Origin of the sequence: Arthrobacter sp. 2762 (assembly GCF_040548745.1) — a bacterium.
Classification (GTDB): domain Bacteria; phylum Actinomycetota; class Actinomycetes; order Actinomycetales; family Micrococcaceae; genus Arthrobacter.
On sequence record NZ_JBEPSI010000009.1, the window covers coordinates 68,279 to 89,620 of the forward strand.

The 21,342-nt window shown below is 62.2% G+C and carries 16 protein-coding genes; 10 read left to right on the forward strand and 6 right to left on the reverse strand.

All coding sequences use genetic code 11. The features are described from left to right. Positions 1-6 precede the first annotated feature (6 nt). Complete coding sequence (locus ABIE18_RS16665; protein WP_499723752.1) at positions 7-1,338, reverse strand: alpha-hydroxy acid oxidase; 1,332 nt, start codon at positions 1,336-1,338, stop codon at positions 7-9. A gap of 91 nt (positions 1,339-1,429) precedes the next feature. Between ABIE18_RS16665 and ABIE18_RS16670 the strand changes: the two genes are divergently transcribed. Next, positions 1,430-2,128 carry a FadR/GntR family transcriptional regulator gene (locus tag ABIE18_RS16670; RefSeq protein ID WP_499723753.1) on the forward strand — a complete coding sequence of 233 codons (699 nt, stop codon included), beginning with the start codon at positions 1,430-1,432 and terminating at the stop codon, positions 2,126-2,128. Between the two features lie 70 nt (positions 2,129-2,198). On the opposite strand, the gene ABIE18_RS16675 is transcribed toward ABIE18_RS16670, so the two are convergent. Then, complete coding sequence (locus ABIE18_RS16675; RefSeq protein ID WP_499723754.1) at positions 2,199-3,227, reverse strand: LacI family DNA-binding transcriptional regulator; 1,029 nt, start codon at positions 3,225-3,227, stop codon at positions 2,199-2,201. A gap of 179 nt (positions 3,228-3,406) precedes the next feature. Here ABIE18_RS16675 and ABIE18_RS16680 point away from each other — a divergent pair, with 179 nt between their 5' ends. From ABIE18_RS16680 to ABIE18_RS16700, 5 genes are read left to right on the forward strand one after another with little or no spacing between them, the layout of a single operon-like run. After that, the gene (locus ABIE18_RS16680; RefSeq protein ID WP_499723755.1) at positions 3,407-4,828 is read left to right on the forward strand and encodes a Gfo/Idh/MocA family protein; all 1,422 of its coding nucleotides are present in this window, start codon (positions 3,407-3,409) and stop codon (positions 4,826-4,828) included. Between the two features lie 28 nt (positions 4,829-4,856). Then, a complete protein-coding gene (locus tag ABIE18_RS16685; protein ID WP_499723756.1) occupies positions 4,857-5,855 on the forward strand; it encodes an NAD-dependent epimerase/dehydratase family protein in 999 nt (332 codons plus the stop codon). Then, positions 5,852-6,757 carry a 5-dehydro-4-deoxyglucarate dehydratase gene (locus tag ABIE18_RS16690; RefSeq protein WP_499723757.1) on the forward strand — a complete coding sequence of 302 codons (906 nt, stop codon included), beginning with the start codon at positions 5,852-5,854 and terminating at the stop codon, positions 6,755-6,757. The genes ABIE18_RS16685 and ABIE18_RS16690 overlap by 4 nt, the downstream gene beginning before the upstream one ends. After that, on the forward strand, positions 6,757-7,890 hold the full coding sequence (locus ABIE18_RS16695) for a mandelate racemase/muconate lactonizing enzyme family protein (RefSeq protein ID WP_499723758.1): 1,134 nt from the start codon (positions 6,757-6,759) through the stop codon (positions 7,888-7,890). Before ABIE18_RS16690 ends, ABIE18_RS16695 begins: the two co-directional genes overlap by 1 nt. Continuing rightward, on the forward strand, positions 7,871-9,322 hold the full coding sequence (locus tag ABIE18_RS16700; RefSeq protein ID WP_499723759.1) for an aldehyde dehydrogenase (NADP(+)): 1,452 nt from the start codon (positions 7,871-7,873) through the stop codon (positions 9,320-9,322). Before ABIE18_RS16695 ends, ABIE18_RS16700 begins: the two co-directional genes overlap by 20 nt. 158 nt (positions 9,323-9,480) lie before the next feature. Here the strand turns inward: ABIE18_RS16700 and ABIE18_RS16705 are convergent, their stop codons facing one another. Genes ABIE18_RS16705 through ABIE18_RS16715 form a run of 3 tightly spaced genes read right to left on the reverse strand, consistent with a single transcriptional unit; the run spans position 9,481 to position 13,936 of the window. Beyond that, on the reverse strand, positions 9,481-10,611 hold the full coding sequence (locus ABIE18_RS16705) for a M24 family metallopeptidase (protein ID WP_499723760.1): 1,131 nt from the start codon (positions 10,609-10,611) through the stop codon (positions 9,481-9,483). Beyond that, complete coding sequence (locus ABIE18_RS16710; RefSeq protein WP_499723761.1) at positions 10,608-12,719, reverse strand: DUF6807 family protein; 2,112 nt, start codon at positions 12,717-12,719, stop codon at positions 10,608-10,610. Before ABIE18_RS16710 ends, ABIE18_RS16705 begins: the two co-directional genes overlap by 4 nt. After that, positions 12,716-13,936 (reverse strand): acetylxylan esterase, encoded by a 1,221-nt coding sequence (locus tag ABIE18_RS16715; RefSeq protein WP_499723762.1) that lies wholly within the window; start codon positions 13,934-13,936, stop codon positions 12,716-12,718. Before ABIE18_RS16715 ends, ABIE18_RS16710 begins: the two co-directional genes overlap by 4 nt. A gap of 373 nt (positions 13,937-14,309) precedes the next feature. Here ABIE18_RS16715 and ABIE18_RS16720 point away from each other — a divergent pair, with 373 nt between their 5' ends. The 3 genes from ABIE18_RS16720 to ABIE18_RS16730 all read left to right on the forward strand — a co-directional run bounded on the left by ABIE18_RS16720 (position 14,310) and on the right by ABIE18_RS16730 (position 17,719). After that, entirely contained in the window at positions 14,310-15,254 is a 945-nt protein-coding gene (locus tag ABIE18_RS16720; protein ID WP_499723763.1) for a carbohydrate ABC transporter permease, read from the forward strand. Next, a complete protein-coding gene (locus ABIE18_RS16725) occupies positions 15,247-16,179 on the forward strand; it encodes a carbohydrate ABC transporter permease (protein WP_499723764.1) in 933 nt (310 codons plus the stop codon). The genes ABIE18_RS16720 and ABIE18_RS16725 overlap by 8 nt, the downstream gene beginning before the upstream one ends. 151 nt (positions 16,180-16,330) lie before the next feature. Further along, on the forward strand, positions 16,331-17,719 hold the full coding sequence (locus tag ABIE18_RS16730) for an ABC transporter substrate-binding protein (RefSeq protein WP_499723765.1): 1,389 nt from the start codon (positions 16,331-16,333) through the stop codon (positions 17,717-17,719). Positions 17,720-17,811: 92 nt separating this feature from the next. Here ABIE18_RS16730 and ABIE18_RS16735 read toward each other — a convergent pair whose 3' ends face one another. Next, the gene (locus tag ABIE18_RS16735; protein WP_499723766.1) at positions 17,812-19,854 is read right to left on the reverse strand and encodes a beta-galactosidase; all 2,043 of its coding nucleotides are present in this window, start codon (positions 19,852-19,854) and stop codon (positions 17,812-17,814) included. A 196-nt stretch (positions 19,855-20,050) separates the two neighbouring features. On the opposite strand from ABIE18_RS16735, the gene ABIE18_RS16740 reads away from it, so the two are divergent. Then, positions 20,051-21,337: an ABC transporter substrate-binding protein gene (locus tag ABIE18_RS16740; RefSeq protein WP_216926822.1), complete on the forward strand. Its 1,287-nt coding sequence runs from the start codon at positions 20,051-20,053 to the stop codon at positions 21,335-21,337. Positions 21,338-21,342 lie beyond the last annotated feature (5 nt).

The window sequence follows — 21,342 nt, forward strand, 5'->3', positions numbered from 1 at the left end:
GGTTCCTTAGCGCTGAAGCAACCGCACGTGGTCCGGGTTCAAGTCCGCCACCTTGCTGACGCCCAGCAGCGCCATGGTGCGGGTCATGTCCTTCTCAAGGATCTGGATGGTGCGGTCCACGCCCTCGCGTCCGCCGGCCATTAGTCCGTAAAGGTAGGCCCGTCCGATCAAGGCAAAGTCTGCCCCCAAGGCGAGGGCTGCCACGATGTCGGCGCCGCTCATGATGCCTGTGTCCAGCATGACGGCAGCCGTGCTGTTGTCAGCCCTCAGCGCCGAAGTGACCTCGGGAAGCAGGTGGAACGGGATGGGTGCACGGTCCAGTTGGCGGCCGCCGTGGTTGGACAGGACGATGCCATCAGCGCCGTGGTCCACCACCTTACGGGCATCCTCAACCGTCTGGATGCCCTTGACCACGAGCTTGCCCTTCCAGGTTTCACGCAGCCAGTCCAGGTCCTCATAAGTCAGCGTGGGGTCGAACATTGAGTTGATGAGGTCCGCCACCGTGCCGGTGTAGCGGGAGAGCGACGCGAAGGTCAGTGGTTCATGGGTCAGGAAGTTGAACCACCAGGCGGGTCGGTAGGACGCATCCAGGACGGTCTTGAGCGTCAGCGCCGGCGGGATGGTCATGCCGTTACGGACGTCCCTCAACCGAGCCCCGGCTACAGCGGTATCGACGGTCACCATGAGGGTATCGTTGCCTGCTTTTGCGGCGCGCTCGATCAACTCCAGGGAGCGGCCACGATCGGTCCACAGGTACAGCTGGAACCAGTTGCGGCCGTTCGGAGCCGCCGTAGCAACGTCCTCGATCGAAGCAGTGCCCATGGTTGACAGCGTGTAGGGGATGCCTGCGGCTTCTGCGGCCTGGGAGCCGGCGTATTCGCCCTCGGACTGCATCATTCGGGTGAATCCGGTGGGGGCGATGCCGAAGGGGAGACGTGACTCCTTCCCCAAAATGTCCGTGCGGAGGTCAATCCTTGAGACGTCGCGAAGGATCCCGGGGCGGAATTCGATGTCCTGGAACGCCTGGCGTGCCCGGCGCAGGGTGATTTCTTCCTCCGCAGCCCCGTCTGTGTAGTCGAAGGGTGCTTGCGGCGTGCGACGCTTGGCGATGTCGCGAAGTTCCCAGATGGTGCTGGCGCGCTTGAGGCGGGCGGCCTTGCTGAATTCGGGCTTCTTGAACTGCATCAATGGAGCCAGATCGGACACTTTGGGTAAGCGCCGCTTCAGTGCCGGAGGTTGCACGACGGCGGGCGTCGGCTGGGGCGGGCGGTTGACGGTTTCGTCGCTGCCGGCATTGGCCGGGCCCGCTGTGATCTTCGGATCGAGGGTGTCGGTCATGCGGTTCTCCCTTGGAATTCTGTGGTCCTACCACTGTGGTCTAACCACACTGTAAGCCATGTGGTTGGACCACATCAACTAGTATTCCCGTATGCGTACCCACGAACTAGTCCTGCAGTGGATAGAAAAGCAGCTATCCGACGGCGACCTCGCCCTCGGCGGACGCCTCCCCGGAGAACGGGCCATGGCCGAGCAGCTGCAGGTATCCAGGACGTCTGTGCGGGAGGCCGTGCGGATCCTTGAAGCAATGGGTGTTGTGCGCGCGGGAGTTGGCTCGGGCAAGGATGCGGGAACTGTAGTGATCGCCGAGCCCGGCTCTGCACTGGGCTCCACGCTCCGCCTCCACGTGGCAACCCGCCACCTTCCCGTGGCTGACATCGTAGAGACGCGGGTGTTGCTCGAATCCTGGGCGGCCGCGCGGGCCAAGGTTGGCGCCCCGGCCCTTGATGAAGCGGCGGCGCTGCTCGAGCAAATGGACAGCAGCGCGGACATCGAGACGTTTCTGGCGCTTGATGCCCGGTTCCATGTGGCTCTGGCGCACGCTGCCGGGAATACCGTGGTCAGTGCCATGATGGCGTCACTGCGTGGCGCCATTGAAGACTACGCCGGGAAACTCACCGGAAACCTGCCTGACTGGAAGGCCACCTCAGACAGGCTTCGAGCGGAACACCACGCGATTCTGGCAGCCGTCAACGCGAACGACGGCGGACGGGCGGCAGATCTTGTGGCCGCCCACATCCAGGGTTTCTACAGAGAGGCCGGAGTGGGCTCGCAGACTGCCGGGGAATAGAGCAACGCGGGGTCACTTATGGCCCCTGTGGGACGTCCGGATGGGCCAAAAGTGACCCCGCGTTGCATTTCTAGGCGGGCTTTAAGGCTGGGGCCGCGGTGCTCTTGCGGATTTCCATCCGCGGCGAGAACTCATCCTGGGCTTGCGTGGTGGATTCTCCTGCTTGCTGGATCTGCTCCCGCATCCTGCGCCAGGCCAGGCTCCCCAGTTCATTGATGGGTACGGCGGCGGTGGTCAGCGGGGGAGTGGTGTACTTGGCGAACGGGATGTCGTCGAACCCCGTCACCGAGATGTCTTCCGGAACCCGCACTCCGTGCTCGTGCAGGCCGCTGAGCAAACCCATGGCGACGAGGTCGTTGAAGGCCAGGATGCCCGTTGCGCCACTGGCGATGATGGCCTCGGTGGATTCATGTCCGGAGTCGAAGTTGGACCCGCCGTGCAGCATTTGGAGTTCAATCTCCGGGTGCTCTTTTCGGAATGTTTCCAGGCCCACCAAGCGCTGGCGGTTGGATGCGCTGTGCTCCGGGCCGGAGAGGAAGGCCAGCCGCCGGTGACCCAAGCCCACCAGGTGCTGGGCGAGTTCCTGGATGCCTTGGCCGTAGTCCACGCTGAGGCTTGGAGTGTTGGTGGCCACCGTCGTGCGGTTGATGAGTACCAGCGGATGCAGGGTAGGTGCCAGCTCTTCAAGTTCGGCATCGCCCATTCGGGGTGCGCAGAGCACCACACCATCGCAGCGGCGACGGGCTTCTCCTGCAAGGATTGCTTCCTCACTGGTTACTTCGGATGAATCCGCGATCAGGACGCGATACCCGTCCTGGGCTGCTGCAATGCTCAGTCCGCGAAGGATGGCCTGGAAGGTGGGGTTGGCCAGGTCCGGGACAACAATGCCGATGGTGTCGGTCTTGCCCAGTGCCAGGCTTCGTCCCACGGGGTTGGGTTGGTATTTGAGCTCGGCCGCTGCAGCCCTGACGCGGGCAGCGATCCCAGGATCCACGGCGGCGTTACCGTTCATGACGCGGGACACTGTGGCGTGCGAGACGCCTGCCTTCTCCGCGACATCGGCAATGCCAATCCGCCGATTGGTGTTCCTCCGTGCCATGTTGCCCCTTCCGGTTGGCTGTCCGCGTGCTGCCCCTGCGTTGGGGCAATGGTTGACGGAACCGCCAGAGTCTTGATACAAAGCTTATAACGCTCTGAGAAAACGCTTTCTCATGATTCTTCCCAGATCACGCCGGGCCGTCAAGCGGTTCACTCCTGCCTTTTGAAAGGGGCATTCCCATGGTCAACGTCGACACCGCCGAGACCCAGCCACCCGCGCCGGACACTTCCGTCTCCGCCGCCGGAAGCACTGCCCGTCATCGGACCCGCATTGCCCTTATCGGGACCGGCGGCCGCTCCGAAATGTACATTCGCGCGATCTATGGACAGCACGCGGACGTGGCTGACCTCGTCGCTTTGTCGGACGTGAACCAAGGCCGGGTGGAGTTCTACCAGGAACTCATCAAGGAACTCGGCGGAACAGAACCGGTGGCGTCCTTCGAACCAGCCAAACTGACGCAGTTCATCCAGGCCAACGGCATTGAACGCGTCATTGTCACGACGCCGGACTATACTCACGCGGACTACATCGTCGAGGCACTCGAGGCGGGTGCCGACGTCGTGGTTGAAAAGCCCCTGACCATTGATGTTGAGGGCTGCCGCCGCATTACCACTGCCGTGGCGGAAACCGGGCGGAACGTCGTAGTCACCTTCAACTACCGTTACTCGCCGCGCAACACCGCGCTTAAGGAGATCATCCAGAACGGCGTGATCGGCAAGGTCACGTCCATCGACTTCACCTGGGTATTGGACACCGTGCACGGCGCTGACTACTTCCGCCGCTGGCACCGTGAGAAGAAGAACTCCGGTGGCCTGCTCATCCATAAGGCCTCGCACCACTTCGACCTCGTCAATTGGTGGATCAATGACGTCCCCGAGCGCGTTTTCACCTCCGGGGGGCTCCGCTTCTACGGCGACAAGAATGCTGCCGAGCGCGGTCTGGGTGCCCGCCCGGAACGCGGCACCGTTGATGGCCTCGCGCGTGATCCGTTCCGCCTGGACATGCGGGAGGACGAACGCCTGAAGGCCCTGTACTACGACAATGAAAAGTTCGACGGCTACCTGCGCGACCAGGACGTCTTCACTGAAGGCATCACGATCGAGGACAACCTGGCCCTCGTGGTGGACTACCAAGGCGGCCCCACGCTGAGCTACTCGCTGAACGCCCACAGCCCCTGGGAAGGCTACAGGGTCAGCGTCAACGGTACCGAGGGCCGGGCCGAACTTGAGGTGGTTGAGCGCGCAGCGGTCCAATTCAGCACGGACAAGAAGACTGTGGTGGACCCCAGCGCGACGCCTGTCGAGGAAGAAGACGCCGTTCGACGAAACGGGGAGCGTCTGGTGGTCCAGCGTCACTGGGAGGCGGCCTACGAGGTCCCGATCGTCAACGGGGAGGGGGGCCACGGAGGCGGCGACAACCTGCTGCTCTCGGACCTCTTCAACGGACCGGGCTTAGACCCCCTGGGCCGACCGTCGGGGTACATCGACGGCCTCCGTTCCGTCTCAGTCGGCATCGCCGGCAACCAGTCCCTGGATACCGAACTCCCCGTCCGCATCAGCGAACTTGGCCTTGGCGTCGACCTCAGCCGCGGCCAGGCATAACGGCCCAACACCACACAAGGACAACACCATGAGCAGGATTTTCGTCACCGGCGGTTCCGGCCGGCTCGGCCGCAGCGTCGTTGCCGGCCTTGCCCAGGCTGGCCACGAGGTGGTCTCGGTTGATCGCGACGCCATCCCGGCGGAGCAGTTGCCCACTGGCGCAGTGCAGCACACGGCGGACCTTTTGGCCCCGGGAGAAGCGGAGCGGCTCCTCCGGGAAACAAACCCCGACGCCGTCATCCACCTCGCTGCTATCGCAGTACCTTTCAGCGCGCCTGAGGAAGTCATCTTCAGTACCAATACCCGGCTCGCCTATGCAGTGATCAGTGCAGCCACTGACGCAGGTATTCCGAAGATTATTACGGCAAGCAGCCCCACCGCCCTGGGCTACGGCTCACCCGCCGGTTGGCTGCCGCCGTCGTTCCCCTTGGACGAGCAGACGCCGCCCAAGCCCTGGAATGCCTACGCATTTTCCAAGCTGATCGCCGAACAAACAGTGCAGATGTTTGCCGCGGCGCAAGGCAACAAGATCCGGTACGCGGCATTCCGGCCCTGCTTTGTCATCTCCCCGGAAGAGTGGCAAGGCGCGCTCACGCAGCAGGGACACACTGTTCGCGAACGCCTTGCCGAACCGGCACTTTCAGCCCCCGCGCTGTTCAACTACGTTGACGCCCGCGACGTAGCAGAATTCCTGGACGTCCTGTTGGAAAAGATGGACACCATCCCCAACGGCCAGGTCTTCTTCGTCGGAGCCAAGGATGCCTTGGCCACTTCCCCTCTCGCTGAGCTGCTCCCGCGTTTCCTGCCCGGCAGCGCCCCGCTCACCCAACACCTGACCGGCACCAGGCCGGCGTTCTCGGTGGCTAAAGCGCGTGAGCTACTTGGCTGGGAGCCCAAGCGCAGCTGGCGTACCGAACTTACGCCGCCCTATGAAGGCGCAGATTCAGCAGCATCAGACCAACCACTACTCGACGACGAGAACCCTGCCGGCCTGGTCCCGGCGGGAGCAAACAAGGAGACACAATGAACTTCGACGGCGTACTGTTTTTCCCCGTCACACCCTTTGCCGAAGACGGCTCGGTGGACGTAGCCCTCCTGAAGGAGCACATCACGTCGCGCCTTCCTTTCGGACCCGGAGGTGTGTTCCCCGCGTGCGGCACGGGTGAATTCCATGCCCTCTCCCTGGAGGAGATCGGAACCGTGGTGACTGCCGCCGTCGAAGCTGTTGGTGGAGCTGTCCCTGTAGTCGCTGGCGCCGGCGGCCCGCTGGGCCACGCACTTGCTGCCGCCAAGGTTGCCGAGGAGGCAGGCGCCGACGCCTTGCTGGTTCTCCCGCCATACCTCGTTACCGGGCCAACAGACGGCGTCGTCGCTTACGTCGAGGCCATCGCCGCTGCCAGTAGCCTGCCCGTGATCGTTTATCACCGTGGCACGGCAAAGTTCACGGCCGCAGCCATGACCCGCCTTACGGGGAACCCCAAAGTCATCGGCTTCAAAGATGGGATCGGGGATGTCGGCCTGGCGCAGGAAATCGTATCCGCCATCAACGCCAGCGGCCGAACCGACTTCGCCCTCTTCAATGGACTCCTCACGGCAGAGCTGACTCAGGGCGCTTACCGTGGCCTGGGGATCCCGCTCTACTCCTCGGCCGCCTTTGCCATGGCTCCGGAGATCGCGAAAGCCTACTATGACGCATACGTCTCTGGTGACGAAGAGCGCCGAAACGCACTGCTTGAGGGCTTCTACGCGCCCCTCGTGAGACTTCGTGACCAGACTCCCGGCTTCGGCGTTTCGCTCATCAAGGCGGGCCTGCGCTTGGCTGGATTGCCAGTAGGCCCTGTTCGGCCGCCGCTGGTGGACCCCACAGACGAACAACTGTTGGAGCTCAAATCGATCCTGGCCAAGGGCCACGAGTTGGCGCTCAGCTGATGACAGCGCGCATTACCGGCCTCACCACGCGTTTGATCACGGTTCCGTTGCTGCGCAGCTGGGGTGCCGAAGCTCCCGAGAACCATGTGATCGTCACCGAACTGAGTACTGACGACGGCGGCGTGGGCCACGGTTTCTCTTGGACACCTACCATTGGTCCCCTTGCAGTTAAAGCCCTCCTGGACCACGACATTGCCCCCTTCATCCTTGGTCTGGAGCCGAATCCCGAAGTGGTGTGGGACCAGCTCTGGAAGCGTCTGCACGAGGCAGGTGGGGGAGGCCTGACAACTATCGCCATGGCCGGTGTGGACCTCGCGCTGTGGGACCTCAAGGCCCGCCAGGCCAGCACCTCCGTCACGGGTCTCCTGGGTCAACGCCAGGAATCGGTGGAGGTCTATGGCTCGGGCGTGAACCTGCACTACTCCTTGGAACAACTCGTGGAGCAGGCACAGCGCTGGGTTGCCGCTGGTCATAAGGCTGTGAAGATCAAGGTGGGAAAGCCTGAGCTACGCGAGGATGGTGAACGGGTTGCCGCAGTCCGGCAGGTCATTGGCCCGGACCGCCTGCTCATGATTGATGCCAATCAACGCTGGGACCTGGCGCACACCTTCCGTGCCTTGGATGTTTTGGGGGAGTACGGATTGGAATGGCTCGAAGAACCAATCCGTGCTGACGATCTCTGGGCATACCGGCGCCTGCGTAAACATTCTCCGGTGCCTATCGCGCTTGGCGAGAACGTCCACACCATCTACCGTTTCCGCGACTTCATCGAAGCCGAAGCCGTGGATATCATCCAACCCAACATCGTCCGCGTGGGCGGTATTACGCCGTTCCGCAGGATCGTTGAGTTGGCCCGCGCGAACAGCATCAGGGTGGCTCCGCACCTGCTTCCGGAGCTCTCCGGACAGTTGGCGCTCACCTTGGCTGAGGCCGTGAGCGTCGAAGAAGTGGAAGACGCTTCCTTCGAGCAGCTCGGCATCCTCGCCGAGCCCTCTCCTATCCGAATCCGCAACAGCAGGCTCAGCTCCGAAGGCCGTCCAGGCCTTGGCTTCGACTTTGCCGCGAAGCCGACCGCACGTGAGAGCTCCGCCCCTGAGAGTAAAGGAAACCACATTGAGTACAGCAACTCTTGACCTGACCGCAGTGACGGCCGCTGCCGCCGCAGCCTTCAAGGTGACCGCCGCAGCGTCCGACGTCGAGCGTGCGGCCTGGCTGACCGCCGTCGCCGACGCCCTGGACGCCAAGGTGACGGAACTGGTGGCCATAGCTGACTCCGAAACCAGCCTTGGCACGGTTCGGCTCACCGGTGAGGTGGCCCGGACCAGCGGCCAACTCCGGCTGTTCGCGAGGGTCATCACCGAGGGCTCTTACCTGGAGGCCGTCATCGATCATGCGGATCCTGCCTCCACCCCGCCCAAGCCCGACTTGCGCCGCATCCTGCGTCCGATTGGACCGGTAGCCGTGTTCTCGGCGTCGAACTTCCCGTTCGCGTTCTCGGTGGCCGGTGGCGACACAGCATCGGCGCTCGCTGTCGGTTGCCCGGTGATCGTCAAAGCACATTCCGGCCACATCCGCTTGTCCGAGCGAACTGCCGAGATCGTGACCGAAGCCCTGGCCAATGCCGGCGCTCCGGAGGGAATCTTCGCCCTCGTGAGCGGACGCGAGGCTGGTACCGCCTTGGTGCAGGATCCCGCCATCAAGGCTGTGGGCTTCACCGGTTCCATCCCCGGCGGACGCGCGCTCTTCGACCTCGCAACGTCGCGCCCGGAGCCGATCCCCTTCTATGGCGAACTCGGCAGCCTGAACCCGGTGGTCATCACTGATGGTGCTCTGGCCGATCGCGCTAAAGAACTTGCTGCTGGCCTGGCTGGTTCGTTTACTCAGGGAGCGGGGCAGTTCTGCACCAAGCCCGGACTCGTTTTCATCCCCGCGGGCACCGACTTCGCTGCCCAGGTGGCAGAGGCGAGCAAGGACAAGCCAGCCGCGGCCATGCTGACTGAGCGGATCGCGGAGGCCTACCCTTACGGCCTGCGCAGCGTCGCGGAGCAGCCGGGTGTTGCGGTGGTGAGTGGCACGGTGGATCAGGACAGCCTGGCCGACGGCGCCGCACCGGTGGTGTTCTCTACGAGCGCCGCCAACGTGCTGGAACGCCCTGATGAGTTGCTGGAAGAGTGCTTCGGCCCCACCACGCTGCTCATTGAGTACGCCAATGACGAAGAGCTGTCCAAGGCCCTCGCCAAGGTTCCAGGCAGCCTCACCGGCACCGTCCACGCGCAGTCAGGTGAGGACGTTTCGGCGCTCGTGGAGCAGCTGAGCGAGCTCGCCGGCCGGGTCCTGTTTGACGGTTGGCCCACTGGCGTTGCCGTGAATTGGTCGCAGCAGCATGGAGGTCCGTACCCCGCCACGACATCGCTGTTTACCTCGGTGGGCGCCACCGCGGTCCGCCGCTTCCAGCGCCCGGTGGCTTACCAGGACGCTCCGGACAACATCCTGCACCCGGCCCTGCGCGAGTCGAACCCGTTGGGCATCCCGCGCCGGGTGGACGGCGTACTGACACTGGGCTAACTCACCTACAGCGCACCCAACTAAGTAGCAGTTAAGCGCGTTCTGAGCCCTCAAAACGCGCTTAACTGCGACCTACTTGGGTAAGGGCAGATGAAAGAGGCGGGGTCACCATCGCGGTGACCCGCCCCTTTCGCGTTGACTCGAGCTTGACGAAGGCGCTACCGCCGCAGGGTGATCGGACGACGGCGGCCGTCCACTTCGGTGGTTGGCCAACGGTCATCAGTGGTCAGGACGCGCAGGCCGGAATCCGTAAGCAGCACGGTGTCTTCGATTTTCACGCCCGGGCCGGAGGGGTTCCACGTGAATGGCTGGTCGAGCACCACCGTGTCCGTCACGTCCGCGGTGACCCGCGGATCGCGGCCCGCATAACCTGCAGGACCACCCTGGTGATGCAGGGTCCATTGCTCGGCACCAAAACCGTGGCGCACATAGGCATCCTGGATCCCGGCGAAGACCTCATTGAGCTTGGCACCCGGCACGGTGGCCCGGAAAATGTCCGCTTCAACTGCTGCGATGCGGGCTTCGGCGTCGAGCTCCTGTGGAGTACCGGCGTCGAACGCTACCCAACGGGTCACGTTGGCCACCAAGCCGTGACGGCGGGCGCAAACCACGGCCATGGCCCTGCGGCCGATGGAGGCATGCGTTGCCAGCGGGTGGCGGAAACCGCTTCTGGCAGCACCGTTGCACAGCAGGACAAGCGGCTCGGCGCCCACTGCCACTATCCGGGCAGCGAGGTCCGAGACAAGCTCAAATTCGGTTGTCCCGGGCGTCGCTGCCGTGAGGACGTCGGTCATCGCGCAGGCTGCATCTGCGGACAATTGGGCATAGCGGGCTGCTTCTGCAGGCAGGAGCTGCTGCCGCGCTGCCCGTAGTTCCCCCGTGACGGCGGCTTCCATCAGCGGGTTTCCATCCTCGGCCAGCCCGGCCGCAGAGGCATGCAGTTGGCCGTGCCACGGAATACTGTGCAGGTTGACGCCCTCCGGCAGCTCCTCTGCCTCGATCCGGCCGGCTTCGTTGTTGAACGTGACTAAGTGGTCGCCGGAGCGGTCCACCAGGAGAGCGGCAATGGGATCCCCTGCCAGACTGATGTGGACCCGACTACCGTCCAGGTACCAAGTGAGCGCCGTGTTGCTGGTGAGCAGAAGCGAGTCGCGGCCCGAATGGTCCAGGATGTCCAAGATGCGGCGGCGTTTCACCACACGGTCGGCGGCATTTCCGGGGGCCGGGGATGCGGTGCCGGATACCGGTGTGGTGTGGGCTGTTACTGCAGATTGAGTCGGAGCGGTCATGCTGGGTCCCCCTGGGTTGAAATGAGCTGTTCAATGTCTTGAGTGGCAAGGAATCCGTCAGCGATGAGCACCTTGACCGTGCGATGTACAGGGAGTCCGGGTTCCACCGCCACTGGCGATTCCCAGGCCAAGGACAGGCCCACACCCGGATAGCCCGAGTGCCGAACGAACCAGGGGTCCGGTGCTTGGGTGGATGCCAGGAATACGAGCGTGGCCGGATGGCCCAAGCCCGGACCGCCCGCAGCAAGACTGCCGCCCGTTCCGGCGTCGAAAGTTCCTGACCAAGCCAGCCAGGGCGCGACGCTGCCATGGACGGCATCTTCACCACGCGAATCAGGGGTCCAGATGGTCGCATCACTGACCTTCGGCAGCCGCCAGAAGAAGCCACCGTAACCGCCTTGCGGTCTGCCGTTGGAACCGGGGCTGCCGAGCAGCACGGGATGTCCGGTAGCGGATTCGAGCGTGAAGTCCAGCGACAATTGCCAGGCGGAATTCCCGACGGCGGCCCAGCGCCACTCGCGCTGTTCGCGGAGGACAGGGGTACCGTCAGGGCCCAGCCAGCTCAATAGCTCGTGCCGCTGTCCATCATTATGCAGGGCTCCATCCTTATGCTCCGCGGACTCAAGAACTACGCGGCCATGGTCCTTGCGCCAGACGTACGCTCCGGCGTCGCGGGTGTAGGTCCGGCCACCCCAGAAATTGATACCGTCCACATCCTGGATGGCGACCCCTGCTCCAAGGTGCCACACATGGTCCTCCGGAATGTGGTCACTTACGACTGTGCCGGCAAGGGTTCGGACGGGGTGGAGGTATGGACGCGGCGAGGAGGTTGGCCGGATGCGCGAGCCGTCCTGCATGGTGGCGACGGCTGTGCCGTTGACCATCAGCTCTGGCTTGGCTGCTCCAGCGGAAGCCGCAACCCCAGCTTTTTCAACCCACGCCTTTTCAACCCACGGCGCCCCGAGTTCCGCGAAAGTTGCTTGCCCCAGCGTGGCCCGGCGGATCCACGATTCGATGTCCTGCACCACGGCATGGGCATCGTCGCCTTCGCCCAGCCATGTCACATGGTCCGGATGGATGAGCCGGGGCGCATCCGAGGTTCGGACCGCTTCCAGCACGGACATGTAGGCGCCGGCTCCACTGAGGGGGCTGAGCAGATCCTGTTCGGTCCGTGCTGACAGGAGGTTTTCCAACAGGTCCGTCCGCCCGAAAGTCTCATTCCGGATCCCGTCCGGAGTGGTGACCTCCACACTGTCTTCCGTGTAGGAAAGAGTGATCTGCCCGAGCGTGCCGTAGATGGTCACCGATGGCGCTGACTGCACGGGAGCGCACAACGTCAAGGCGCAGGTCAGCACTGTGCCTGTCGGGGTCCGGACTCTGATGACGGAGGTGTCATCGCTTTCGGTGTCATTCGCCCGGTAAAGGTCGGTTTCGACCAATTCGACGTCGGCAAGGGTCCTGGCACGTGCGAGTCGCAGCCCAGTAGCCACCGCGTGTGCCAAGGCGTTCGTCGCTACGCCGTCCACCACGTCCGTACCGTTCAGGCTTCGCTTACCGGCCCAGCGGGAGCGCTTGAAGTACCCCTTGGTCCGGAGCCATAGGCCGGTGGCGCTGATGCCGCGGACCTCGCCGATTTCACCCGATGCCACAAGCTCTTCAATGGCGGGAAGGGCATGCGAACCAAGGCTCTGGAAACCGACTTGAACCAGCCGCCCGGCGCTCGCCGCCGCTGCGAGGACACTTTCGTACTGCGCCATGGAAGCCACGGGAGGCTTTTCGAGGTAAACGTTGGCGCCTGCCCCGAGCGCTGTGAGGGCCAGCGGGGCGTGGGTTTGGATGGGAGTGGAAATGATGACGACGTCGGGGGCGCTTCCCGCAGCCAGCAGCTCCTCCAAGGAACTGTAGACGCCCACCTCAGGAGGCAACTGACCCGGGGCTGGCGGCAGTGGATCGGCAACAGCTACTAGTTCAAGGATTCCGGCAGAACCGAGCCGACGGAGGTTTTCAACGTGTCGTTCGCCGAATCCGTGCACGCCAACGAGTGCTACCCGGGGGAGTTGGTTGTGGCCGGCCACTTCGGTGTGGGAGGCAGTTGAGGGCAGAGTCATAGTGCTGTCCTAGCGGGATCAGTTGTGGAGAAAGCATGGGCTTCATTGCCCTGGAGGTTGGAGGAGAGAAAAGCTGCCGCCTCTTCCTGCATGGCAGCGGAAAAAACATGGGGCTCGGGCCAAAAGCTGCCTGTGTACCGCCCTGCCGGCATGCGCTGCGAAAGGTGGGCATCGGCGTCGCGCATTCCTGCTTCCGGAAACAGCTGATCGGCCAGTGCGTACTGGACCAGGACAGCGCCGGCAGTTGAACGCACTGCCAGATCGGGCCAATCCCCCAGCTTTGACAGACCAGGGGAGTGGAGCAACCAGGAATGAGCATCGAGGTAGGCGGGGAGGAGGGACGCGAAGGTGGTCATCATGCACGTGACCACATAGCTGCGGATCAGGGGACTGAGGGCGGCGAGCACCATGGCCCGGCCGCCTCCGCCTGAAAATCCGGTGCATCCCAGGCGTTCCGGATCGACTCCGGGAAGGGACGCAAGGATGCCCAGCGCCGCGAGGTCGTCATGCGCCACCGTCCCGGCGATGCTGGTGCCAAGGAGCGTTGCGGCTTTCGCCACGGTTTCTTCATGATGGGCCGCCGCTGCGTTGTAAAGATCCGTCGTGGAAGGTTCGACGCCGGCCTCCCGCCACAGTGCCTGCTGGCCGTTGACGGCCTGTGCCGTCCGCCAAGGCTGGGTTTCCAGGCCGAAGCCGCGACTGCCCCACATGAAGGCGTCGTGTGCCAGGACGGCGAAACCCTGCTGGGCAAGCCACGTAGCCACGGGCCGCCCACCGTAGAGCTTTTCCCGCAACTGGGCCGGCACGGGACCGAAGCCCGCAGCATCGTTGGCGCCGGCGTCGTACTCTTCGTCTCTTGGAAGTAAGACCAGCCGCTCCGCGCCATGGGACTTGATTCCGCCATGGCAGTGAAGAGCCAGTATCCCGGGCAGGAGGCCAATGGAGCCGGCTGGCCGCACGAACCAAGCCGAGGTCCTTGGCCCGAATCCAAGCTGCCAGGACAGGCGGGAGGTAATGACGCCGTCGTGCTCCGTTTCGGTGTCCACCCTGTATTCAGGAACCGGCGCAGTGGCAGGGACTCCAAGCGCGTCCGCAAGCTGCTGGGCGCTTGGAGAGGCTGCAGCGAAGTGATGCTGGGCGGCGTAAGCGGGCCAATCCTCGTAGCGGCCAACAGCGCTGGGACGAGTGGGCATTCCTGCCATGTCAGCAGTGGTCATGGCAGTCGCCGTACTTGGGGAACAATGGTGTCCTGCCTTTTCGGTGCGGATGATGTGCGAAAGCGCTCGCCGGGCTTCTTCGGCGTGTGTAAAGGGGTATGGGCGACTTCGTCAGAAAACGCTTTCTCAAAAATTAGCAAAAGGCTGTACATGGGTCAAGAAAGCGTTTACTTTGGTACGGAGCCGCTGATTCCCAGGACGCACATCCCGGTGGGTCAAGGGGTACCGCCAAGAGAACGGCGGCGTCCCGGAAGGCAAGCATCAACCACACTCGTACTCCGTGGATGGCCACGATGACCAAAGGAGACCACATGGCCGCATATGAACACACGGGGACGCCGAAAGGCGTTCGCGGTCAGGCAGGAGGGAAGCGATGAGCGCCATCGGCGAACTCTCCACAATGAGCCGCCGCAAGGGGCCCATGACCAAGGAGGAGAAGAAAGCGAACGGCCGCGACAACAAGGCCGCCTATGTTTTCCTGCTTCCGTGGCTGATCGGCCTCGTGGTCATCACCGTGGGTCCGATGCTGATGTCGTTGTACCTGTCCTTCACGGACTACAACCTTCTGCAACCACCGCAATGGGTGGGAATCGACAACTTCGTCCGTATGTTCGGCGATGCCCGCCTGCACAATTCCTTGCGCGTTACCTTCACATACGTGCTGGTGGGCGTTCCGCTCCAACTGGCTGTGGCCCTGGTGATCGCGCTGGTCCTGGATAAAGGGCTTCGTGGCCTTCCGTTCTACCGTTCCATCTTCTATTTGCCGTCGCTGCTGGGCGGATCTGTGGCTGTTGCGATTCTTTGGAAGCAGATCTTCGGCACCACCGGCCTTGTGAACCAGGTCCTCGCCATGATCGGCATCCAGGGTCCTGGCTGGATCTCGGATCCAAACACGGCGCTCGGCTCCATCATCCTGCTGCATGTCTGGACGTTCGGCAGCCCGATGATCATCTTCCTGGCGGGCCTGCGCCAGATCCCGAACATGTACTACGAGGCCGCCGAAGTTGACGGCGCCACCACCTTGCAGAAGTTCTGGCGGATCACGCTGCCGATGCTGAGCCCCATCATCTTCTTCAACCTGGTGCTGCAAATCATTGGTTCGTTCCAGTCGTTCACGCAGGCGTTTATCGTCTCCGGCGGCAACGGCGGACCTTCCGACTCCACCATGTTCTTCACGCTGTACCTGTACCAGAAGGGCTTCGGCCAGTTCGATATGGGCTACGCCTCGGCGATGGCCTGGTTCCTGCTGGTCATTATCGGTGTCTTCACTGCCATCAACTTCATCGCTTCAAAGTATTGGGTGTTCTACGATGACTAAAATCCAGACCCTCCCGGCCGCAGCTGAGGGCCAAAGCAGCAAGACCAGTAAAAGCCCGCGCCGCCGCGAATCGCCAGGAAACCTGGCCTTCAGCCGGAATGCCCGCATCAAGGGACTCATCAAGCACGCCATCCTGATCCTCGTTGGGGGGATCATGATCTACCCGCTGCTGTGGATGGTTGTTTCCTCGCTGCGGCCCAATGACCTCATTTTCCGCGAGCCCGGCCTTTGGCTGAACAACCTGGAAATGAGCAACTACACCGATGGCTGGTCTGCGCTGACACACCCCTTCGGGCATTACATGATCAACTCTGCGATCGTCGTACTTGGCTCGATCGTCGGAAACCTGATCTCGTGCTCCATGGCCGCCTATGCCTTTGCCCGGCTGCAGTTCAGTGGCAAAAAGCTGTTCTTCGGAATCATGCTGCTGACCATCATGCTGCCGTTCCATGTTGTGATCGTGCCGCAGTACATCCTGTTTTCGCAGATCGGTTGGGTGAACACATTCTGGCCGCTCATCGTGCCGAAGCTCCTGGCCACGGATGCGTTCTTTGTGTTCCTCATGGTCCAGTTCATCCGTGGCATTCCGAAGGAATTGGACGAGGCTGCCCGCATCGACGGCGCCGGCCACCCCAGGATTTTCCTCCGTGTCATTCTGCCTTTGATGGTTCCGGCCCTCGCCACCACCACGATCTTCACTTTCATCTGGACGTGGAACGACTTCTTCGGTGCACTTATCTACCTCACTGATCCGGACATGTTTACTGTCCCCGTAGCGCTTCGCGCTTTCGTTGACTCGCAGTCCGCCACCAGCTGGGGATCGCTCTTCGCGATGTCCATCGTGTCCCTGTTCCCCGTGTTCCTTGTCTTCCTGTTCGGCCAGCGGTTCCTCATCAAAGGCATCGCGACTACCGGCATCAAATAGAACGCAGACGTACTGAATGGAAGCCCAGGGCTTCGCCCGACAAGTAATACAAGCTTGGATCTTGTAATACAAGATTGTGACTTGTAGCATAAATCCACGCAAGAAAACGCTTTCTCATTCGCATCAAGATCAAAGAGGATCGGAGACAACAGTGCCGGTATTTCCAAAGGGTGAGGGAATCGCCCCTGAAGGTGCTTCCGCAGGTGCTTCCAAAGCCCGCGCATCGGAACCCAAGGCCAAGCGGTCCAAGCGCCGGCTTCGTGCCTCGGCCATCATCGCTGCCACAGCTGCTGCCGTTCTGGCGCTTAGCGCTTGTGGCGGCGGAGCAGAACAAAAGAGTGCCGACGGCAAGGTGGAGCTCCGCTTTTCCTGGTGGGGCGGCGACAAGCGTGCGCAGTTGACGCAGCAAGCCATTGCGGCTTTTGAGGCTGAGAACCCCAACATCAAGATCAAGGCCGAGTATGGCGACTGGAGCGGCTACTGGGACAAGCTGGCCACTCAAGTTGCTGCCAACGATGCTCCGGATATCATCCAGATGGACGAAAAGTACATCACCGAGTACTCCACTCGTGGAGCCCTCCTGGACTTGTCCAAGTACAAGGTCGACACGTCCAAGCTGGACGAAGCCGCGCTGAATGCAGGCAAGGGTTCCAAGGGACTTACTGGGATTGCGGCAGGCATCAACGCTGCCACCATCCTGGCCAACCCTGCTGTCTTCAAGGCTGCGGGCGTCGCTCTTCCGGACGACAAGACCTGGACATGGGAAGACTTCGAGCGCATCGCTGCTGAGGTCACCAGCAAGTCGCCGAAGGGAACCTATGGAGCTGCTGCATACGGTACCGATGAGGCGTCCCTGGGTGTGTGGCTGCGTCAGAATGGCAAGTCGCTGTACACACAGGACGGAAAGCTTGGCTTTGAACCCTCGGACGTTGCAGGCTACTGGGACTTCCTGAAGGAACTCAGCGAGAAAAAGGCTGTTCCGTCGGCATCCGAAATTGTTGAGGCCGAAGCTGCGCCACTGGATCAGAGTGGTCTGGCAACCGGCAAGAACGGCATGGCGTTCTGGTGGTCCAACCAGTTGCCGGCGCTCGAGAAAGCTGCGGGCGGCGAACTGCAGATCCTCCGTTTCCCGTCCAAGACGGGCAAGGCCGCTGATACGCAGCTTTGGTACAAGGCTTCCCAGTTCTGGTCTGCGTCCTCCAGGACCAAGCACCCTGAAGAGACGGCCAAGTTCATCGACTTCCTGACCAACAACGTCAAGGCCGGCGAAATTCTGCTGGCTGACCGCGGCGTTTACCCCAACTCGGACGTCCGCGAAGCAATCGCTCCCAAGCTGGCGACAGCGGACACCAAGGTGGTCAACTTCATCAGTGACATCCAGCCCGAGCTCGGTGAAGCCCCGGCCGCACCGCCGAAGGGTGCAGGTGCCATCCAGGAAATCATCAAGCGATACTCCTCGGAAGTCCTGTTCAACAGGCTCTCCACGGAGGAAGCCGGTAAGAAGGCCGTGGACGAGATGAAGTCCGCGATCGGAGCCTAGCTTCCGGCAGCAAGGCAGCACAGAACCGCAGAACCAAAAGAACCGCGCCCCGGGCGAATCATTCGTGATCCGCCCGGGGCGCGGTTTTTGGGTTAGTCTTCCGCGATAACTGCTACGGCTCCGGCGGGGACCACGCCACTGAAGCGAGCTCCGCTCAGCAGCTCGTCGCCGTCGGCCTTCACCGTCACGTCCTCGCCGCTGTGGTTGATGGCGAAGAGGAAACTACTGCCATCCGCGGATCGCCGCCGGGTGAGTTCGACGCCGGCAGAAGCCTCGGCAGCGGCCGTCACCCCAGCCTCCTTCAGCAGGCGGGCAGTCAGTGAATCGATGCCGTGGGCGTTGGGGAGTGTGGCAAGGTACCAAGCCGCTCCCGCCCCGGTGGATCTGCGCGTGAGGGCGGGGACGCCGTCGAGCGGGTAGTCCGTAAAGGTAGCCAAAACCTCGGCTGGCCCACCCTCACTCTCAGCCACGTGAACGTGCTCGCTCCACAAGGAGCCAACTGTTCCATCGCTGAGGGTGACTGTGCTGCCGGGGAAAAGTGGGTGGAATTCCTCGGTCCGGATACCCAGCAATTCGCGGAAAGCGCCCGGGTAGCCACCCAACCGAACGTGGTCCTGTTCATCCACGATGCCACTGAAGTAGCTGATGAGGACCGTTGCGCCGCCGTCTGCTGCGGCAGCGATGGAGGCGGCCGCAGAGTCCGTCAGGGCGTAGAGGGTGCAGACCAGGATGAGATCGTAGCCGGAGAGGTCGGCGGAGGGGTGGACGAAGTCCGCAGTGACACCACGCAGGTACAAAGAGCGGTGGAAGGCACGCATCATTTCCAGGTACTTCAGGTCCTGGCTTGGGTGCGAATCCAGTTCCGATACCCACCATGCTTCGTAGTCAAAGACGAAAGCAACCCGCGATTCCACGCGGGAGCCCTTCACGGATTCCACCTTGGACAGGGCGTCGCCGAGTTCCACCACGTTGCGCCAGACCTGTGTGTCCCGTCCGCCGTGCGGAACCATGGCTGAGTGGAATTTTTCAGATCCGGCCTTGCTCTGACGCCACTGGAAGAACATGACCGCATCGGCGCCGCGGGCCACATGCGTCAGGGAGTTGCGGAGCATTTCCCCGGGCATCTTTGGCTGGTTGTGGGGCTGCCAGTTGACCGCCGACGTGGAGTGTTCCATCAGAATCCAAGGTTCGCATCCGGCCACGCCGCGCGTGAGGTCAGCGCTGAAGGCAAGTTCGATTTCCCGTTCAGGATCGGCAGCCACCAGGTAATGGTCGTTCGCAATCACATCCATGTCCTTGGACCAATCGAAGTAGTCCAGGGTTTTGGTGGCACTGGAAACCATGAAGTTGGTGGTGGCCGGGACGTTCGGTGTGACTTCGCGGATTACTGCCAGCAGGGCACGGTAGTAGTCGATGAACGCCCACGAATTGAAGCGTGCAAAGTCCAGCTGCTGGCCGGGGTTAAGCGTGGTGGGGGCGGATCCGGGCGGGATGATTTCCTCGAACGTGGCGTAGTGCTGGGACCAGAAGGCTGTTCCCCAAGCCTCGTTGAGTGCCTCAATGGATCCGTACCGGCGTTCAAGCCAGGCGCGGAATGCGGCAGCGTCTTCTTCCCCGTAGAACTCGCCAACATGGCAGCCGAGCTCATTGTCCACATGCCACAATGCCAGCGCAGGGTGGTTCTTGTAGCGTTCGGCGATGACCCGCGTCATGGCTGTCGCGTACCTGCGGTACACCGAGGACGACGGCGTGTAGTGGCGCCGCGAGCCGCGTTCCAGTCTTGTTCCTTCCGCTGTCACGGGCAGGATTTCGGGGTGTTTCCTGGCCAGCCAGGCTGGCGGTGATGCGGTAGCCGTAGCCAGTGCTACCTTGATGCCCGCTTCGTGGAGGTTGTCCATGACGTCGTCCAGCCAGCCAAAATCGTACTGGCCTTCCACGGGTTCCAGCAGGCCCCAGGAGAAGATGGCGACACTCAGGAAATTGACCCCCGCCTCCTTCATGAGCTCAATATCTTCATGGCGGACGTCTTCCGGCCATTGCTCAGGGTTGTAGTCGCCGCCGTAGGCCAGGCCGTTGATGCTGTTCCATACAGACGGGCCTTTGGATGGGCCTCGGGAGAGTTCAGGGGAGGACAAAGGGACTCCTTGGTCAGGTTCGGCAGTGCGGGGTAACTGTGGAGCTTGGCTGCTATCAGGGTAGGCGAGGATCTTGGAAAACGCTTGCCCAGATTCGCGATTGAGGATATTGTATCGATTCAGAACGAGTGTAAGCGACGTCACTCTCCCTGGTGGGGAACGAAGAGGCTTGCACCAACTGAGCAAGGAGGCTCTCATGATCAACAGAAGGAATTTCCTCACCACGGTGGCCCTTGGCACTGCATCTGCGGCGTTCCTGTCCGCCTGCGGCCAGTCTTCGTCGTCCAGCAAGACGGGTTCTGCCGAGAACCCCGTGACCATCACGTACACCTGGTGGGGCAACGACGACCGTGCCGAACGCACCCGCAAAGCGATTGCGCTTTTTGAGTCCAAGAATCCAGATGTCAAGGTCAACGGCAACTTCACGGACTTCGCGGGGTACTGGCAGAAGCGCGCCACTGAAGCTGCCGGTGGTGGCTTGCCGGACGTGATGCAGTGGGACTTGTCCTACCTGCGCGACTACGGCCAGCGTAACCAGCTACTGGACCTGGGCACGGTAAAGATCAACACGGATGCCTTCGACAAGTCACTCCTGCCCTCGGGCCAGATCCGTGGAAAAACTTACGGCATCCCTACCAGCACCAATGCGTTCGCTGTCTACTACGATCCCGCCAAGCTCAAGGCCATGGGCATCGCAGAGCCTGACGGAACGTGGAACTACAAGGAGTTCAACTCTTTCCTTGCCGAGGTGGGACAGAAGGGCAACGGAACCTTGTTCGGCGGCACCGACTACACCGGCGTTTGGTGGATGTTCAACATCTGGCTGCGCCAAAACAACATTCAAGCCTTTACGGATGAAGGCAAGCTCGGGTTCTCCAAGGACGACCTCAAGAAGTGGTGGAACACCACGGCCCAGCTTCGTGGAACCCCGGCGATCGTTGGCGAAGACAAGACCACCCAGCTGCTGCCGAAGTCCCCGTTCGGCTCAAACGTCACTGCCACGGAAGTCACGTGGGACAACTTCATGGCCGGTTACCTCGGCGATAGCGGCGCCAAGGAACTCAAGCTGGTGCCGGTTCCTTCCGATAACTCCGACAACCTGGGACTCTTTCTCAAGCCTTCAATGCTGATGGTGGCCAGCGCCAAGACCAAGTACAAGGATGCTGCTGCCCGTTTCATTGACTTCATGGTCAACGATCCCGAGGTAGGCCAGATCTTCAAGACCTCCCGTGGTGTTCCGGCATCCAAGACCCAGCGCGACGGAACCACCTTTGAAGGCACAGACAAGCTGGTTGTGGACTACGAAAAGTCCATCGAAAAGTACCTCAAGGATGCTCCGGAGCCGCCCATCGTCGGTTTCGGCACGCTTGAATCCTCTTTCAAGCGCGTCAGCTCCGATCTCAACTACGGCAAACTCACCATCGACGGCGCTGCAGATGCGTGGTTCAAGGAAGCCGAAGACCTTATTAAGCAGAATGCCTGAGCAGA